The organism is Streptomyces sp. NPDC014734 (assembly GCF_043083325.1).
In the GTDB taxonomy this organism is placed as follows: Bacteria; Actinomycetota; Actinomycetes; order Streptomycetales; family Streptomycetaceae; genus Streptomyces.
Genome location: NZ_JBIBYN010000019.1, coordinates 88,574 through 102,575, shown reverse-complemented (window position 1 = coordinate 102,575; position 14,002 = coordinate 88,574). Strand labels below are relative to the sequence as shown.

The 14,002-nt window shown below is 68.9% G+C and carries 14 protein-coding genes and 2 pseudogenes; 7 read left to right on the top strand and 9 right to left on the bottom strand.

Going from position 1 to position 14,002, the window contains the following annotated elements; translation table 11 throughout:
• The first annotated feature begins 145 nt into the window (after window positions 1–145).
• Both phoU and ACF1CT_RS26815 read left to right on the top strand, forming a co-directional pair.
• Window positions 146–823 carry a phosphate signaling complex protein PhoU gene (gene phoU / locus ACF1CT_RS26820; RefSeq protein WP_391786521.1) on the top strand — a complete coding sequence of 226 codons (678 nt, stop codon included), beginning with the start codon at window positions 146–148 and terminating at the stop codon, window positions 821–823.
• Between the two features lie 285 nt (window positions 824–1,108).
• On the top strand, window positions 1,109–1,258 hold the full coding sequence (locus ACF1CT_RS26815; protein WP_391786520.1) for a hypothetical protein: 150 nt from the start codon (window positions 1,109–1,111) through the stop codon (window positions 1,256–1,258).
• A 268-nt stretch (window positions 1,259–1,526) separates the two neighbouring features.
• Here ACF1CT_RS26815 and ACF1CT_RS26810 read toward each other — a convergent pair whose 3' ends face one another.
• The gene (locus ACF1CT_RS26810) at window positions 1,527–2,918 is read right to left on the bottom strand and encodes an MDR family MFS transporter (RefSeq protein WP_391786519.1); all 1,392 of its coding nucleotides are present in this window, start codon (window positions 2,916–2,918) and stop codon (window positions 1,527–1,529) included.
• A 229-nt stretch (window positions 2,919–3,147) separates the two neighbouring features.
• Between ACF1CT_RS26810 and ACF1CT_RS26805 the strand changes: the two genes are divergently transcribed.
• Window positions 3,148–3,909 carry a phosphoglyceromutase gene (locus ACF1CT_RS26805; RefSeq protein ID WP_391786518.1) on the top strand — a complete coding sequence of 254 codons (762 nt, stop codon included), beginning with the start codon at window positions 3,148–3,150 and terminating at the stop codon, window positions 3,907–3,909.
• 78 nt (window positions 3,910–3,987) lie between these two features.
• Here ACF1CT_RS26805 and ACF1CT_RS26800 read toward each other — a convergent pair whose 3' ends face one another.
• Together ACF1CT_RS26800 and ACF1CT_RS26795 are read right to left on the bottom strand one after the other, a co-directional pair.
• A complete protein-coding gene (locus ACF1CT_RS26800) occupies window positions 3,988–5,223 on the bottom strand; it encodes a tyrosine-type recombinase/integrase (RefSeq protein ID WP_391786517.1) in 1,236 nt (411 codons plus the stop codon).
• A gap of 76 nt (window positions 5,224–5,299) precedes the next feature.
• Window positions 5,300–5,422 (bottom strand): annotated as a pseudogene (locus ACF1CT_RS26795) (DNA-binding protein); the annotation flags it as partial.
• Here ACF1CT_RS26795 and ACF1CT_RS26790 point away from each other — a divergent pair.
• Window positions 5,416–5,724, top strand: a pseudogene (locus ACF1CT_RS26790) (GNAT family N-acetyltransferase); the annotation flags it as partial. The pseudogenes ACF1CT_RS26795 and ACF1CT_RS26790 sit on opposite strands and share 7 nt — an antisense overlap.
• Before the next feature lie 11 nt (window positions 5,725–5,735).
• Here ACF1CT_RS26790 and ACF1CT_RS26785 read toward each other — a convergent pair.
• The 3 genes from ACF1CT_RS26785 to ACF1CT_RS26775 form a co-directional block, all read right to left on the bottom strand.
• Entirely contained in the window at window positions 5,736–6,767 is a 1,032-nt protein-coding gene (locus tag ACF1CT_RS26785; protein WP_391786516.1) for an LPO_1073/Vpar_1526 family protein, read from the bottom strand.
• A 925-nt stretch (window positions 6,768–7,692) separates the two neighbouring features.
• Window positions 7,693–8,049 carry a hypothetical protein gene (locus tag ACF1CT_RS26780; RefSeq protein ID WP_391786515.1) on the bottom strand — a complete coding sequence of 119 codons (357 nt, stop codon included), beginning with the start codon at window positions 8,047–8,049 and terminating at the stop codon, window positions 7,693–7,695.
• 243 nt (window positions 8,050–8,292) lie between these two features.
• Window positions 8,293–8,889, bottom strand: a complete 597-nt coding sequence (locus ACF1CT_RS26775; RefSeq protein ID WP_391786514.1) for a hypothetical protein — start codon at window positions 8,887–8,889, stop codon at window positions 8,293–8,295.
• Window positions 8,890–9,078: 189 nt separating this feature from the next.
• Between ACF1CT_RS26775 and ACF1CT_RS26770 the strand changes: the two genes are divergently transcribed.
• Together ACF1CT_RS26770 and ACF1CT_RS26765 are read left to right on the top strand one after the other, a co-directional pair.
• Window positions 9,079–9,327: a hypothetical protein gene (locus ACF1CT_RS26770; protein WP_376246191.1), complete on the top strand. Its 249-nt coding sequence runs from the start codon at window positions 9,079–9,081 to the stop codon at window positions 9,325–9,327.
• On the top strand, window positions 9,324–9,566 hold the full coding sequence (locus ACF1CT_RS26765) for a hypothetical protein (RefSeq protein WP_391786513.1): 243 nt from the start codon (window positions 9,324–9,326) through the stop codon (window positions 9,564–9,566). The genes ACF1CT_RS26770 and ACF1CT_RS26765 overlap by 4 nt, the downstream gene beginning before the upstream one ends.
• 272 nt (window positions 9,567–9,838) lie before the next feature.
• Here ACF1CT_RS26765 and ACF1CT_RS26760 read toward each other — a convergent pair whose 3' ends face one another.
• Entirely contained in the window at window positions 9,839–10,618 is a 780-nt protein-coding gene (locus ACF1CT_RS26760; RefSeq protein ID WP_391786512.1) for a hypothetical protein, read from the bottom strand.
• A 181-nt stretch (window positions 10,619–10,799) separates the two neighbouring features.
• Between ACF1CT_RS26760 and ACF1CT_RS26755 the strand changes: the two genes are divergently transcribed.
• A complete protein-coding gene (locus ACF1CT_RS26755; RefSeq protein ID WP_391786511.1) occupies window positions 10,800–11,813 on the top strand; it encodes a phosphotransferase family protein in 1,014 nt (337 codons plus the stop codon).
• A gap of 130 nt (window positions 11,814–11,943) precedes the next feature.
• Here ACF1CT_RS26755 and ACF1CT_RS26750 read toward each other — a convergent pair whose 3' ends face one another.
• Both ACF1CT_RS26750 and mshA read right to left on the bottom strand, forming a co-directional pair.
• Window positions 11,944–12,573 carry a YbjN domain-containing protein gene (locus ACF1CT_RS26750; RefSeq protein WP_391786510.1) on the bottom strand — a complete coding sequence of 210 codons (630 nt, stop codon included), beginning with the start codon at window positions 12,571–12,573 and terminating at the stop codon, window positions 11,944–11,946.
• Window positions 12,566–13,906 carry a D-inositol-3-phosphate glycosyltransferase gene (mshA, locus tag ACF1CT_RS26745; protein WP_391786509.1) on the bottom strand — a complete coding sequence of 447 codons (1,341 nt, stop codon included), beginning with the start codon at window positions 13,904–13,906 and terminating at the stop codon, window positions 12,566–12,568. Before mshA ends, ACF1CT_RS26750 begins: the two co-directional genes overlap by 8 nt.
• Window positions 13,907–14,002: the final 96 nt, after the last annotated feature.

Sequence of the window (14,002 nt, the reverse complement as noted above, 5' to 3'; positions counted from 1 at the left end):
CCGAACACTCGTCGCCCAGAGTTCACCGAGGAGCAAGGGGCGGTTCACTTGCGCGGCCGGAAGGCGACGCGTAGGCGGCCCATGGTGACAGCGTGGGGTTCACAGCAGGCCCCGGCATTGCACAGAGGACTGGAGAGGGACTTCCATGCGTGACGCCTACCACGAGGAACTCGACTCGATCGGCGAGGATCTGGTCGAGATGGCCCGGCTCGTCGGGTCGGCCATCGGCCGGGCGACGACGTCCATGCTCGATGCCGATCTCAAGCTCGCGGAGAGCGTGATCGCCGCGGACCAGAAGGTCGACGACCTCCAGCACGACCTGGAGGCGCGGGCCATCGCCTTGCTCGCCCGGCAGCAGCCGGTGGCGACCGATCTGCGGATCGTGGTCACCTCACTGCGGATGAGCGCCGACCTGGAGCGCTCGGGCGACCTCGCCCAGCACGTGGCCAAGCTCGCCCGGCTGCGGTTCCCGGCGTCCGCGGTGCCGGGCGACCTGCACGCCACCATCCTGGAGATGGGCCAGCTCGCCCAGCGCCTGATGGCCAAGGCGGCCGAGGTGATCATCACCAAGGACGTCGACCTGGCCCTTCAGCTGGAGCAGGACGACGACGAGATGGACCTGCTGCACCGCACACTGTTCCAGCACCTGATGGACGACCGCTGGAAGCACGGCATCGAGACCGCCGTCGACGTGACGCTCCTCGGCCGCTACTACGAGCGTTTCGCCGACCACGCGGTGTCGGTCGCCAAGCGCGTGGTCTACCTGGTCACGGGCGAGCACGCGGACGAGATCCAGCAGCAGACTCCGGTGGAGGGCGTGTAGCCGGGGCGGGCACGATCCGAAGCCGGGGACGCGTACGCGGGGGCGTGTGGCCGAGGCGGGCACGGCCCGGGCCCGGGGACGCGTGGCTGGGGGGCGGGCACGGCCCGAGCAGAGGGCGCACGCGGTCGCATATGTGTCGCACATGCGTTCTGCGCACGTGCGCCGTTGATGCGCCCGCCCGGGTGGGCATCCAATGGGGTGGGGCGGCGCGCCTTGGCCGTGCGCCCCGGCCGTGCGCGCGTCGTTGTCGGCGGACGGCCCTGTCGTACGCCTTGAGGAGGAACCATGGCCGATTCCCCCACGACCGACCCGCGGCAGGAGACCTCTGCCGACGCGGGACGTCTGCCCGTGCTCGGCGCCTGCGGCTGCGGCTCGGGCTGCGGCTGCGGCTGCCAGTCCGGGGCCCCGTGCCAGTGCGGTGGCTGCTGCGGCTGACCGGCGGTCGCCACGGAGCGGAACGGGCGCCCCGCGCGGAGACGATCTCCTCCGCGCGGGGCGCCACCGCGTTCCGTGCGAGGCGTGACCTGCGCCGTGTGACCTGCGCCGTGTGATGTGGGCCGTGGGCCGTTGATGTGGACCGTGTGATGTGGGCTGCGGGGCCGCGGTCCGTGTGACGCGTTCCAGGGGCCGTGGGCCCTGGGCTACGTTCCGCGTCCCCGCTCTCCGCGTCCCCGCGTTCTGTGTGCCGTGGGCGGGGCGTCGGTCAGCCGGCCTCCGCGGGCGCTTCCGCGTGTGCTTCCGCGGACATCTCCGCGAGCGCCTTCTCGGACGTCGGCCGCGCGGGGCCGGACCGTCCGCTCCCGTCGGACCGTCGGCTCCCATCGCTCAGCGTGCCGCCGCCCGTCTCCGCCACGCGACCGGTTCCGGACTTCGCCACCGCCTCCCCCGGCAGCTTCCGCATCAGCAACCAGTAGCCGAGCGCCGCCCCGGTGCCCAGGACCGCGCACGCCCCCCACAGCCACTCCGCCCCGAAGCGGTCGATCACCACGCCCGACATCAGCGGCGCGATCAGCGCGGCGGCGGACCACGACATCGTGTACATGCCCTGGTACCGGCCCCGGCCCCGGGCGGGCGAGAGCTGGACCACCAGACTGCTCTGGATCGGCGAATTGACGATCTCGGCGACCGTCCAGACGCAGATGGTCAGCGCGTACACGGCGACGGACCCGGCGAAGGCCGTGAGCCCGAAGCCGTACCCCGCCAGCAACGACGACACGACGAGCAGCCGCCGCGGATCGCGGTGCTGGATGAACCGGGTGACCGGGATCTGGAGCACCACGATCAGCACCCCGTTGACGGCGATGGCCGTACCGAAGTCGGAGCTGGAGAACCCGTCGGCGCCCATGGCCACGGGCAGGCCCACATAGCCCTGCTGGAAGATCAGCGCGATGACGAAGGAAAGCCCGACGACTCCCATGAACCGTCCGTCGCGCAGCACGGTGGAGAGCCGGACCTCGTCCGCGCCGCCGCTGTCCGCCCGGCCGGGCGCCGCGGTCCTCTCGGGACGCGACTCGGGCACCTTGGCGAACACGACGACGGCACAGGCCAGCGTCATCGCGGCCTCGCCGAGGAACCCCGCGAGATAGCTGTACTCGGCGACGAACCCGGCCCCGGCCGACGAGACGGCGAAGCCGAGGTTGATCGCCCAGTAGTTGAGCGAGAACGCCCGCACCCGGTCCTCGGGCCGGACGATGTCGGCCATCATCGCCTGCACGGCGGGCCGCGAGGCGTTGCTCGCCATGCCGACGAGGAACGCGACGGCCGCGATGGCCACCGGGTGGACCATGAACCCGAGCACGGCCACCGACACCGCGGTCGAGGTCTGCGCGATCAGCATGGTGGGCCGACGGCCGAGCCGGTCGGTCATCACCCCGGCCCCGAGCGAGGACACCACCCCGCCGAGCCCGTGCAGCGCGGCCACCAGGCCGGCGTACGAGGCCGAGTAGCCCCGGTCCAGGGTCAGGTAGAGCGCCATGAAGGTGGCGACGAACGCACCGAGTCGATTGACCAGCGTGCTGGTCCACAGCCACCAGAACTCCCTGGGGAGACCGGACACGGATTCGCGTGCGGTGCGTCTGAGGCCGGCGACAGACATACGGGTTCCCCCCGGGGACGTACGGAACGACGAGCATCACCGGTAAGAGGCCCGGCGGCGATCCACACATTACGAATGCGGAATTCCGATGCGCCAGTCGATTGACGCCGACCGTCAATCGACGCGGCCCCGCCCCGGTCCGCCCGCGCCTTCACGCTCCTTGTCCGCCCCTTGTCCGCCCCTTGACCGGCCGCGCAGCGCCCGAACGCCTTCGATTACGCTCGGAGCCATGGCCGACGCACCGTACAAGCTGATCCTCCTCCGCCACGGCGAGAGCGAGTGGAACGCGAAGAACCTGTTCACCGGATGGGTGGACGTCAACCTCACGGAGAAGGGCGAGAAGGAGGCGGTCCGCGGCGGTGAGCTGCTGAAGGACGCCGGCCTGCTCCCCGACGTCCTGCACACCTCCCTCCAGAAGCGCGCCATCCGCACCGCGCAGCTCGCGCTGGAGGCCGCGGACCGCCACTGGATCCCCGTCCACCGCTCCTGGCGGCTGAACGAGCGCCACTACGGCGCCCTCCAGGGCAAGGACAAGGCACAGACCCTCGCCGAGTTCGGCGAGGAGCAGTTCATGCTGTGGCGCCGTTCCTACGACACGCCGCCGCCCGCGCTGGAGGACGGCACCGAGTTCTCGCAGAGCGACGACCCGCGCTACGCGACGATCCCGCCGGAGCTGCGGCCGCGCACCGAGTGCCTGAAGGACGTCGTCGACCGCATGCTGCCGTACTGGTACGACGACATCGTCCCGGACCTGCTGACCGGCCGCACGGTCCTGGTCGCCGCCCACGGCAACAGCCTGCGTGCCCTGGTCAAGCACCTGGACGGCGTCTCCGACGCCGACATCGCGGGCCTGAACATCCCGACCGGCATCCCGCTCGTCTACGAGCTGGACGCCGACTTCCGTCCGGTGAAGCCGGGCGGCACCTACCTCGACCCGGAGGCCGCCAAGGCCGCCATCGAGGCAGTGAAGAACCAGGGCAAGAAGAAGTAGAGAACATGATCATGCCTCCCACCTGCGCGAATGGCGCGGATGGGAGGCATTTTCATGGCCTGGGACCGCTCTGGGCCCTCAGTCCTCCGAATCCTGGGGCCGGAGCGCGCGTCCGAGAGCCTTCCGAGCACGGTCCCGGCTGCTCGGCATGAGGTGCGCGTACACCTTCAGCGTCAGGCCCGGATCAGAGTGCCCGAGGTATTCGGCAAGGGCCTTGATGCTCTCCCCGGCGTCCAGAAGGACGGACGCATAGAAGTGCCGTAGGGCGTGCATGCCGTGCTCGCGGGCGGCGGCGTGCTCGCGACTCTTGGCCTTCGGGATGACGCCGGCCTTCGCGGGTGCGGGCTTCCAGTGGTCTTCATTCAGCGACGTACGCCAGATGTGCCCACCGTTGGGGCCTGTGAAGATGAGTCGCCGAGTCACCGGCTGGCCGTTCGCCCGCATCCACGGGAGCTTGATCTCCGCAGGCGGGAACCGCTCGATGTGCTCACGCAGGGACTCCGCCACAGGGTCGGGCAGGGGCACGTCACGAAGCTTGCCTCCCTTCGGAGGTGCAAACACGGCCTTGCTTAGGCTCAGCTTCAGTTGCTGCAACACGTGCAGGGTGCCTGTGTCGAAGTCGATATCATCGACGGAGAGGCCGAGAATCTCTCCTTGCCGCAGGCCGCATCCGGCGCCTACGTCGACCATGGGCCGAAAGCGCTCGACCATGGCGGCACGTAAGCCGAAGACACGTTCAGGTTCCCAGGGGACAACCCGTCGCGCGCCCATGGCAGGCAGGGCCACCGTGCGCGAGTTGCGGGGGTTCCGGCGAAGGCATCCGTCCTCCACGGCGGCGGAAAGCACAGCTCGAACGTTGGAGAAGATGACGCGGGCATACGAGCCGGACATGCCGGACGCTTCGAGCTGTGCCACAAACTCGCGGATGTGACCAGGCTGGAACGACCCAAGCTGACGCGGGCCGATGCGAGGGAAGGCGTGCAACCTCAGCTGAGACGCCATTGACGCCCGGGTGTTCGGGTCGCCGCTCTGGCTCGCGAGCCACTTCTCAGCGAACTCCTGGAACGTCACACGGGACGCGTTGGGGTCGACGAAGTCGCCACGGGCGACATCCGCCGTGATGCTGCTCAGCCACTGCTCAGCGAGACGCTTCTGTCCGTCAGGGAAGGACTTGGCCTTTCGCTGCCCGTCGGGCGTGAAGTAGCGGGCCCGGTAGCGCATGCCTTTGCCGTAGCGGTCGGTCTTGACGCGAAGTGCCTTACCCCCGGCATCGGTGGTGGTCTTGAACCAACGGTCTTGGATGCTCCCTGCCATCGGAGGCGGATTCCTTTCTCAGAATGGATCGGGGGTGGCCGTTCAACGGCCACCCCTGGCGGTGCGTGGGGCCGCGTCAGGCCGCGACGCGGTCGACGTTCTTGAGCTGAGTGACGTAGGCCCCTACTTCGGCGGGGTCGTAGCGCACGTGCTTGCCGATGCGGAAGCCGGGAGGACCCGTGCGCTTTCTGCGCCACTGCCCATGCCGGGCAGGGCCTTGGTGGGCGCCTACTCGACTGGGCAGGCGACCGGGCGTACCGCAGTGGCGCGCAGTGGCTTCGCCTTGACGCGTGGACGACGAATGAGGCGCTACAGCGGTACTACCTCCGGCAGGGTTTCCACCACGTGCGCACTGTTCGGGAGGGCGGAGCAGTGAACGGGGGACCGCGCGTATCTGGATGGCTTGCGCAACGTCTCACGGCCCCCGCTGATCATGGCTTTGAGACATCGCCAGACGTCAAACCTGGCTGCGACATGGGCGTACAGAGGCCCCAAAGGTGACCGAAAAGCGATCAGCTCAGCCAGATGTCAATGGACGGCATGACTGATCCAAGGAGCCTCCGGCAATGAGCGTGAGCGATTGCGATGCCGACGCTAGTCAGGTCGAAACTCTTCATGGCGGAGTTCCCCCAGGTCTGGGCAAACCTCTTGAATTCCGGGTCGAGGGCTTCGATTTCGGCGTGAATTAATTCACCGGACATGGGATTTCCTTCGAGGAGCTGCTGAAGCTCATCGGCATGACCTTTGGAGTCTATGGTGGACAGTTTATTTTCGAGGTCGGTTAGGCTCACTGCTGCCACTTGGAGCTTCGCGGGGTTGCGCAAGCATGGCATTACGATCCCTTTATCCTTGAACTCGGATACCCACGGGTACTGCTCCTCCTCGAATCCCAACGTAAGGAGTCCAGGATATCTTTGGAGAAAAAGCTGCGTAAATGTCACCTCACCCAGGCTGATCGACCCGCATCCGGCGTACGCGATGTGCCCCATATTTGCGTCTGATGGGTGGGATAGGCCCTTGATTAGGGGGAGCCAAAATTCGCGAAGGGTTGCGTAGAGTTGCGGAATGCTGTTGGTGCTCACGTTCACATAGCGAGCCATGAATACCGCCCCCAGTACCGCTACGTGTGTACTGGTCAGCCGGGGTGCAGTTTTGAGCGCTTCATTCAGTACTACTTGCCTAAATGAACCCCCATTTTGCTTGGATCGATCGACAAGCATGTCTACGAGGAGATCGCCGAGGCTTTCGTCGCCGGTAGTGGCAAACTCCTCCTGGACCCTGAAAAGAGCGCGCTGAAAATCAGGGTTTCGTGCATTCCCTAGCGACTCGGGTGACTCTTCGGTGAGTCTATCGAGGAACTTGTCGCAAATGCGCCTGGCCCGCTCCTCTGCAATGCTTGCCGCCTCGGTAGCGAGGTGCGTGAAATTCTGGTGAAAGACGTCATTCGCGATCTCTTTGACATCGCGATAAGAAAGCCCTGAGTGTAGGTCACCGGCGATTTGATAGTTGGTGGAGTTATCCCCGCTTGTTTGGCGCTGATTCATGGTTGCTGTCGTCGGATCTCGCTGTTTCCGTCCACTCTCATATTCCCTCCCGCTTGATAGTTGATCGAATCATTTCCAGATTTTTGGACTTGTCGATCCTGATTCTTCTTTCGGTCGAAATAGAACCAGCCGATCAGTGCGATGGGGACCGCTACGCCTACCCCACCAAATGCCCACGTGACCCAACTCATCTCTGACTCCTATTTGTTAATCGGTTCCTGCGGTGGCATATCTGCCGCGCTCCGCTCTCTACCCCACAGCCGGTGACCTGGAGGAGGGCGCTGGAATGACCTGGGTGGAGCAAGCGAGGCAAGTGTTGCGACGGACGCTAGACCATGCCAGTGACAAACAGGGGCAGAACGGCTAACTCGGGCTGCCTGACATCAGCCGGTGACATCAACGGCCGTGCACAGTGGCGGACACTGGGGGACTCGCGTCGCCGTGTGACCGCACTGCATCTGTGGAACAGAGGCCTGGGCGCTGATGACTGACAGGGGAGCACCCGCCTACGGATCAGAAGGTTGCAGGTTCGAATCCTGCCGAGTGCACAGCAAGTCAGAGGCCCCCGGATTCGCCTTCCTCCGGGGGCCTCTTACGTTTCCCGGTGGGAGAAGAGAAGGCTGTGCGCGCAAGCCGGGTGGGAGGCTGCTCCTCTTCGTGAGTGAGGGTCCTGGGTGACACCGCCGGGCCCTCTCTGGGCCCTCCGAGGGTGACAAGCAACGGCCAACAACGACCAACCATGACAGCCCGATCGCAGGTCAGACTGAGTTTGTGTCTCGCTGACCTGGTCAAAAAAACGGGCCCGCCAGACCCAGGGCAAGAAGAAGTAGCCACGGGTTTCGACAGCCCCCGTTCGCGGTGTGCCGCGGGCGGGGGCTCGTCGTCTCGCACGGCCCGCCCCCGCCGGAACGAACAGGGCGACGGCCTACGCGCCGGGCAGGCCCGGCAGGACGTACCCCTCGCTCTCGTCCCAGGGGACGTCGACGTCGTCCACGTGCACGTGCCACTCCGCGTCGGCCACGATGCGACGCAGCTCGGTCACCGAGCCGAGCACATGGGCGATCACCGGTATCCATCGGTCGGGATCTGTCGGCAGTTTGGTGGACCCGGCGAGGACCTCGTCGCCGCGGTCGTCGCCGTCCGCGTCGTACAGGTACAGGTTCTCCTCGTCGTCGTAGGGGAACGACGCCGCGCGGGTGGTGACGACGCGTTCGACCGCGGAGATCTCTGAGCCGGTCAACGGCTCCGCACGGCCGGCACTGTAGTAGACGGAAACACTCATGGGCCGAGCGTACGGCGGGGGTCTGACATGGCCGCTCGTAGCGGGTTCCGGTGGTCGTGACTCGGGGTCCGACCGACAACAGGTGGGGCGATAGGGCGGGCCCACGGTTTCGCGGGCCCGCCGGTGCGGGCCGGTGCGGGCGAGGTGTGCCGGTGCGGGCCGGTGCGGGCGAGGTGTGCCGGTGTGGGCGGTGACGGTGTCGTGGCGCGGTGGCGCGCTCGGCCGGTCCTGGGCGCCTCCGCCCTACTCCAACTCCCGCGTCACGCGCGCCACGAGGGTGTCCCAGGGGCGGCATTCGACGACCGGCAGCCCGTGTCGGGCCGCCTCGTCGGCGAGCCATCGCGAGTAGGCGGCGCTGACCTGTGCCCGGTGTCGCTGTTCGCCGCTTCCGGGTTCCCGGGAGGCGTAGTTGGCGGTGATCCGGTCCGGGTCGCCCTCGTGCAGGAACACAGCCCGCACCCGGCGGCCGGAACCGGCTCCCTCGTGGACGGCCGTCGCCGCGACGGCCGGGGTGAGATAGTCGCCCTCGACCACGGCGGGCACGTCGACGGTCAGACGGTTGCGGACCACGCCCAGCACCGCGGGCTCCAGGGCGCGTGCGGTGGCGATCTGAAGGTCCAGCACCTGACCGGTGGCGAGCCGGGTGGTGTCCGGGATGTCGTCGAAGTGGTGGACGGCGGGGTGGTGCTCGGCCGTCGTCATCGCCTCGACCGCGCCGACCACGTCGTCGAACTCGACCACGAACGCGTTTCGTGCTGCCGCCAGTTGCGCGGCGAGACGGCTCTTGCCGATCCCCGACGCCCCACCGATCAGCACTATGTCCCATGATGTTCCTGCCATGCGGCGAACGTATCGTGCGCGTTCCGCGTCCACCGCGCCGCCTGGCGCTACCGTGAGCCGAGCACCGGCCCACGTACCGGCCGTGCCGGTGCACACGTCCCGGTGCGCGCGTGGGCGGAGGTCGACCGTACGGAGCCGTGCAGACCGTGCGGCCGTGCGCGGAGAGCAAGGAGAGCGGGGAGAGCAACCATGGGCGAAACCCTGAAGACCTTCGTCGGCGGCGCCGAAGTCGACGTGCCCAACAGCATTCCGGCCATCCGCGCCGCGCTGCCCGAGGAGAGACGCGAGGAGTTCGACCGCGCCATCAACGACGCCGGGGTGGGTGAGATCCAGGCCGTCATGCGGCACTGGATGCTGGAGGCCGTCCCCGACCCGGAGGCCGAGAAGATCCTCGACCGACTGGCCCAGGACGAGGCCGAGAGGCGGACCGTCGCTTGAGTTTCCGCATCTCCTACGCCCCGCCCGCCGACGACACCCTGGCCAAGATGCGCGACGGGGAGGTCTTCCGGGGCGAGATGGCCCGCACCCTGGGCCTCGACCCGTACGGGCACGGGTCCACTGCCGTCAAGAGCGAGCGCGACCGCCGCGAGGCGACGGTCGCCGGGGCGATCGTGCTCTATTACGTGTCCGGATCGGTCCTGATCGTGACGGTGGTGAGGCTCGTCCCGCTGCCGTGACGGGGCCGAGAACGGGCACGGCTCCGGGGACGGGGACGGGGACGAGGACGGGGACGAGGCCAAAGCCGTTGCCGGGAAGGGGGCTGCCCCGGGGACGGGGCTGGGGGCAGTGCCGGTACCCGGTCCCGGTGCCGGTACGCCGTCGCGGTGCCGGGACCCCGTCGCGATGCCGGGGCCCCGTCCCGGCGCCGGTACGCCGTCGCGGTGCCGGGGTCCCGGGATCCCCGCCCGTCCTTCCCTCACCCCGCCCGGACCGGTCCGGACACGGTTGCCTACGCCAGTTTCGCGGCCTGGGCCTCGACCACCGCGGTCGGCAGCTCGAACGTCCCGGCGCCACCCGCCGCGGCCAGGTTCATCGCGGAGAACGAGGCGAGCGAGGAGCCCTGACGCATCGCCACGAGCTTGAACTCGATCTTCTCCCCGTCCTGTTCGAGCTGCACGGCCCAGGCGGCCGCGTCCTCACCGGCCTTGACCTGCTCCTCGGTGATCTTGGCGACCTTCTGCTTCGCGCCCGCCGCGGTGAAGGCGAATCCGCCCGTGCACTCGGTGGCCGCGGTCCGCAGGGCGGTGAGCGAGTCCTCCGCGCCCTTGCCGTCGTACGTGCCGAGCACGAGCTGCGTCGTCGTGATGTCGAACGCGGCCTTGAACGCCTCGTCCGAGTCCGCGCTGTCCTTGAGGCTGTCCTTCTTGGGCTCGCTGACGACCGTCCGCTTGGTGAACGCCGCCGGCTCGCCGACCTCGGCGCCCATCAGCGCGTTCGCGAACGGGGCACAGGCCTCCTTATCGGCCTTGATGTCCTTCTTCGCGATGACGTCCTTGGCCGTGGCCTTGGCGATCTTGTGGTCCTTGACGTCGCCCTGGGTCAGCGCGACCTTCTCCAGCTCGGCGGCGGTCAGCGCCTTGGCGGCCGGCTTAGCGGCCGCGGACTCCTTGCCCTTGGCATCCGCCCCCTTGTCAGCGGAATCCGAACCGCCGCCACAGGCGGTGGCGAGCAGGGCCACACACGCCGCGGTGGCGGCAAGGGCGGTGCGGCGTATGGCGATGGAGCGCATGGTCCGTATCCGTATCTCTGAGCTGGGGTTAGGGATTTGGCCAACTCTAGGAGCGAAAGTTGGTTCGATGATCAACAGAGAGAGTGCGCGGGGTGATCGTGACGGTGCTGTGATCATCCTGTGAAAGCCGTTCCGGGATCTCAATCCATCGAAGTCACGACACGGAGGGACAAGCCCACCCATGCGAGAAGAGGACATCACCTCGGCCGTGCTCCGGTCGGTCGGTGTGGCGGAGGACCGGATCGTCGTGTACGAGCGGCTCACCGGAGGCACGTTCAACACCGTCACCCGGATCGTGCTTGCCGACGGCGACGCGTGGGTGGTGAAGGTTCCGCCGCCCGCGATCGCCGGAACCCTGATGAGCCACGAGCGCGATCTGCTGGTCAACGAGGCCGCGTTCCATGCCTGTGCGGCCGGGGCGGCGCCGGTGCCTCGGGTACTCCACTCCGAACTCGTCCCCGACGCGCCGACCGGCCCGTACGTGATCATGTCGGCCTGCCCCGGGCGGCCCTGGAACGAACTCGCCGCCGAGTCCGCGTTGTCGGCCGCCGAGACGCGCCGCCTCCGGATCGAACTGGGCCGGATCGTCGCCCGTGTCCACGGCGTCACGGGAACCGGCGGGTTCGGCCACCCGGGCCTGGCACTGGGGCCGTTGGCCCCGACCTGGCGGCAGGCGTTCACCGCGATGACCGACGCCGTCCTCGCCGACGCGGACACCTACCGCGCCCGGCTGCCGCGCCCGACGCCCGGCATCCGCGCCCTGTTCGCCGCCGCCGCGCCCGTCCTCGACGACATCACCCGGCCCGCCCCGGTCCACTTCGACCTCTGGCAGGGCAATGTGCTCGTCGACGGGGAGCCCGGCGCCCGCACCATCGGCGGGATCATCGACGGCGAGCGGATGTTCTGGGGCGACCCGGTCGCGGACTTCGTCTCGCTCGCCCTGTTCGAGAACGCGGAGGAGGACGACGACCTCCTCGCCGGATACGCGCAGGGCGCCGGGCGCGCGCCGGTGTTCGACGCGTCCGTGCGCCTGCGGCTGGCGCTCTACCGCTGCTATCTCTACCTGGTCATGCTCGTGGAGACCGTTCCTCGCCGCGTCTCCCGGGAACAACGGGACTGGGCGTGGCGGGAGGTCGGCCCACAGCTCGTCTCGGCCCTGGACGACGTGGAGTCGGGGCTGCGGGCGAGCGGGTGACGCCTCCACCGCACCGTCGGCGCCTCGGCGGGCCCGGACGAGGTGCGGGACGAGGACGAGGGCGAGGCGCGGGAACGAGAACGAGACTCGGGAACGAGAACAAGGACGAGGCGCGGGAACGAGACGGGGTTCAGTCCTGCGGGCGCCGGGTCAGATGGGCGAACGCCTCCAGGTTCCGCGTGGACTCGCCGCGCGACACCCGCCACGCGTACTCCTTGCGGATCGCGCTCGCGAAGCCCAGTTCCAGCAAGGTGTTGAAGGCACCGTCGGCGGCCTCCAGCACCGTGCCGAGCAGCCGGTCCAGCTCCTGCGGTGTGACCACGGAGAGCGGTAGCTTGCCGACGAGGTAGATGTCGCCGAGCCCGTCGATCGCGTAGCCCACCCCGAAGAGGCGCAGGTTGCGCTCCAGCAGCCAGCGGTGGACCGCCGCTTCGTTCTCGTCCGGGTGGCGGATGACGAAGGCGTTGAGGGAGAGCGAGTGCTTGCCGACGCGCAGCGAGCAGGTGGTGGACAGCTTGCGCGTGCCCGGCAGCGTGACGACGTAGTCGCCCGGTCCGGGGCTCTCCCATGCGAGCTCGGCGCCCTTCAGGGTCGCCTCGATGGTCCGGGCGACCTGAGCGGCCTGCGCCGACGACGCGGCCGTCGCCGTTCCGGCCGGTGCTGTTCCGGCCGTCGCCGCCTCGCCCGGTGTTGTTCCGGCCTGTGCCGTTCCGGCCTGTGCCGTCTCGGCCGGTGCCGCTTCGTCGGGTACGTCAGCCATGGTGCGAGCGTACGCGACGGCGGTGTTCGTGCATCGCCGCCGTGTAGACGTCGGCGGTCGCGGACGCGGCGGTGCCCCAGCCGAAGTGCTGGGCGTGCGCGGCGGCCGCCGCACCCATCCGGTCGACCAGTTCCGGCGCGTCCGCGAACCGGGCAAGTGCCCGCGCGTACGCCCCCGGGTCGTGCCCGGGGATCAGGAAGCCGCTCACCTCGTCCCGCACCGCGACCGGGAGCCCGCCCACGGCCGCCGCGACGACCGGGGTGCCCGCCGCCTGGGCCTCGATCGCGACCAGGCCGAAGGACTCGCTGTGCGAGGGCATGACCAGCACCGAAGCCGCCCGGAACCAGTCGGCGAGCTGGTCCTGGCCGACCGGTGGGTGGAACCGTACGACGTCGGTGATGCCCAGCCGCGCCGCCAGCTTCTGCAGGCCCTCCGGCTTGGCGAGACCGCTGCCGCTCGGACCGCCGACGACCGGTACGACCATACGGGTGCGCAGCGAGGGGTCCTGGTCCAGCAGCACCGCGACGGCCCGCAGCAGCACGTCCGGGGCCTTCAGCGGCTGTATTCGTCCCGCGAAGAGCGGAATCAGCGCGTCCTGCGGAAGTCCGAGTCGGGCCCGGGCGGCGGCGCGCCCGTCGGCCGGGCGGAAACGGTCCAGGTTGACGCCGGGATGGACGACGGCGACGGCCGCCGGGTCGGCCTCGTAGAAGCGGACCAGTTCGTCCGCCTCCTCCGCCGTGTTGGCGATCAGCCGGTCGGCCGCGTCGACGATCTGGGTCTCGCCGATGACACGGGCGGCGGGTTCGGGGGTGTCGCCCTCCGCGAGCGCGGCGTTCTTGACCTTCGCCATGGTGTGCATGGCGTGGACGAGCGGGACACCCCAGCGCTGGGCGGCGAGCCAGCCGACGTGGCCGGAGAGCCAGTAGTGGGAGTGGACAAGGTCGTAGTAGCCGGGGCGGTGGCCTGCCCACGCCTGCATGACGCCGTGCGTGAAGGCGCAGAGCTGGGCGGGCAACTCCTCCTTGGCGAGCCCCTCGTACGGGCCCGCGTCGACGTGCCGGACCAGTACCCCGGGAGCCATCTCGACCACCGGGGGCAGTCCGCCGGTGGTGGACCGGGTGAAGATCTCGACCTCGATGTTGATCGCGGCGAGGCGTCTGGCCAGCTCCACGATGTAGACGTTCATGCCGCCGGCGTCACCGGTGCCCGGCTGGTGCAGGGGCGAGGTGTGCACGGAGAGCATCGCGATGCGGCGGGGTTTGCGGTGACCGCCGGGGAACCTGAGGCGCGGCGTGGCGCGATTGCTGCCGAGCCGGGAGACGTACTGACTCACGTCGTCCGGTCCTCCTCACTCAGGGCATGACGCCGGAGGGACCCGAGCCCCTTCCGGTCGGCTGAAACAGCGGATGCCGCTCTTTCATTTCCGCTT

What these genes read in the sequence shown, in the direction of transcription:
- phoU (WP_391786521.1), top strand. Translation starts at nt 146, where the DNA reads ATGCGTGACGCCTACCACGAGGAACTCGACTCGATCGGCGAGGATCTG.
- ACF1CT_RS26815 (WP_391786520.1), top strand. Translation starts at nt 1,109, where the DNA reads ATGGCCGATTCCCCCACGACCGACCCGCGGCAGGAGACCTCTGCCGAC.
- ACF1CT_RS26810 (WP_391786519.1), bottom strand. Translation starts at nt 2,918, where the DNA reads ATGTCTGTCGCCGGCCTCAGACGCACCGCACGCGAATCCGTGTCCGGT.
- ACF1CT_RS26805 (WP_391786518.1), top strand. Translation starts at nt 3,148, where the DNA reads ATGGCCGACGCACCGTACAAGCTGATCCTCCTCCGCCACGGCGAGAGC.
- ACF1CT_RS26800 (WP_391786517.1), bottom strand. Translation starts at nt 5,223, where the DNA reads ATGGCAGGGAGCATCCAAGACCGTTGGTTCAAGACCACCACCGATGCC.
- ACF1CT_RS26785 (WP_391786516.1), bottom strand. Translation starts at nt 6,767, where the DNA reads ATGAATCAGCGCCAAACAAGCGGGGATAACTCCACCAACTATCAAATC.
- ACF1CT_RS26780 (WP_391786515.1), bottom strand. Translation starts at nt 8,049, where the DNA reads ATGAGTGTTTCCGTCTACTACAGTGCCGGCCGTGCGGAGCCGTTGACC.
- ACF1CT_RS26775 (WP_391786514.1), bottom strand. Translation starts at nt 8,889, where the DNA reads ATGGCAGGAACATCATGGGACATAGTGCTGATCGGTGGGGCGTCGGGG.
- ACF1CT_RS26770 (WP_376246191.1), top strand. Translation starts at nt 9,079, where the DNA reads ATGGGCGAAACCCTGAAGACCTTCGTCGGCGGCGCCGAAGTCGACGTG.
- ACF1CT_RS26760 (WP_391786512.1), bottom strand. Translation starts at nt 10,618, where the DNA reads ATGCGCTCCATCGCCATACGCCGCACCGCCCTTGCCGCCACCGCGGCG.
- ACF1CT_RS26755 (WP_391786511.1), top strand. Translation starts at nt 10,800, where the DNA reads ATGCGAGAAGAGGACATCACCTCGGCCGTGCTCCGGTCGGTCGGTGTG.
- ACF1CT_RS26750 (WP_391786510.1), bottom strand. Translation starts at nt 12,573, where the DNA reads ATGGCTGACGTACCCGACGAAGCGGCACCGGCCGAGACGGCACAGGCC.